Source organism: Saccharibacillus qingshengii, assembly GCF_013185195.1.
GTDB lineage: Bacteria > Bacillota > Bacilli > Paenibacillales > Paenibacillaceae > Saccharibacillus > Saccharibacillus qingshengii.
This window is the reverse complement of sequence record NZ_JAAZWC010000072.1, coordinates 1-1,405: the sequence shown is the minus strand read 5'-3', so window position 1 is coordinate 1,405 and position 1,405 is coordinate 1. Positions and strand designations below refer to the sequence as shown.

General features: G+C 40.4%; 2 protein-coding genes. One reads left to right on the top strand and one right to left on the bottom strand.

Going from position 1 to position 1,405, the window contains the following annotated elements; translation table 11 throughout:
• Positions 1 to 676, top strand: a 676-nt coding sequence (locus HRQ60_RS23345) for a S1 family peptidase (RefSeq protein ID WP_216671685.1), incomplete at its 5' end; no start/stop codon positions are given.
• 281 nt (positions 677 to 957) lie between these two features.
• On the opposite strand, the gene HRQ60_RS23340 is transcribed toward HRQ60_RS23345, so the two are convergent.
• Positions 958 to 1,158: a hypothetical protein gene (locus tag HRQ60_RS23340; RefSeq protein WP_172201010.1), complete on the bottom strand. Its 201-nt coding sequence runs from the start codon at positions 1,156 to 1,158 to the stop codon at positions 958 to 960.
• Positions 1,159 to 1,405 lie beyond the last annotated feature (247 nt).

Sequence of the window (1,405 nt, the reverse complement as noted above, 5' to 3'; positions counted from 1 at the left end):
TTTATTCTACACGAATCCGGCCATGAGCCCTTTTTGTATTCAGTTCGAGGTGTTGCACTTCATTTTACAATCCGTCGGTTATAAAAGCATAGGGTATGAACACTGGTCTGGCTATAACAATACTTCAAAATTGGATATGGGATTAATTCGATTGACGAATCCAAATCAATATATTACCAGTCGCTTCTACACAGATGCAAATGGTGGAGGAATTAATGGTCAACTCAAACAATACCTTACTGTTGGAGAACAAGGGATTAAAGTAGGACTAGTTATTAAAAAGTCAGGAAATACGACTGGAATTACATCCTCTACCGTCACAAAAACAGGAACTTGGGCCACGTACGGTGATCAAGTTAATGGTGTCAGTCTTTTAGCTATTGAGTCAGAATTGGTATCTGGTACTGGTAAATTGATTCCTAGGCAATTTTATATTACTCCTTATGAGGCAGTGGCAGGAAGTGGAGATAGTGGATCAACAGTTTATCGAGCTTCAGATAATGCTTTAATTGGTGTACAATCTGGTATTAAAGGTATAGGTAATGAATGGGAAGATAAATCTTATAGCAAAACAATGTGGTCAAGCCCAGCTTGGTACGCTAACAATTTATTAGGAGCAATCTACCAATACACCTCAACAAGTGATATTCCAGTTTCAAGAATGCAAGGACAATAAAATCTAATCTAATGTATTCGATATGAATAGCGAAAGCCTTACTCTTTAAGAGTAAGGCTTTTTTCAAGAGAATAATCGGGCTTGTATTTAATGATTTTTAATTTACGAAAGTAACCATCTTAAAAAGCATGCTTTAATCGTGCTTATCTCTTTAAATTCTTTAATCTTTTAAATGCTTTCAACCTACGCGAAAAACGCCGATAGGGAACTCGGTGCATCGTCATCTTATTCTTTCTCTCATGGTTTCCCATTCTTTCAGGTTGCATATAACGTTCCTGTATTCACGACTCGACGACTGTCGAGTATCCGGCGGATGCCGGATCAAGGACGAATGTCCGCAGCGTGAATATTATGTTAAGTGTTGTTCCAATTGGTCTTCTTCGAGTCTTCTCTACATCTTCTAGTCCGTCAGTTTCCGTATGGAAACGTTCCTCTTCTCTTTGTCCATCGGCATTTACTTTGAGATCGGTCAGTTTCCGCATGGAAACGTTCCTCCTCTCTTTGTCCATCCGCACTTCCTTTGAGATCAGTCAGTTTCCGCATGGAAACGTTCCTCTTCTTTCTGTCCATCTGCATTTATTCTGAGATCGGTCAGTTTCCGTATGGAAACGTTCCTCATGATGCTTTGTCTCTTCAACCAATTGGGATTGCACTTAACGTTCCTGTATTCACGACCCGACGCATGTCGGGTGTCTGGCGAATGCCGGACCAAGGACGAATGTCCGCAGC

Coding starts and splice junctions, on each gene's coding strand:
- HRQ60_RS23340 (WP_172201010.1), bottom strand. CDS start 1,158: ATGCGGAAACTGACCGATCTCAAAGTAAATGCCGATGGACAAAGAGAA.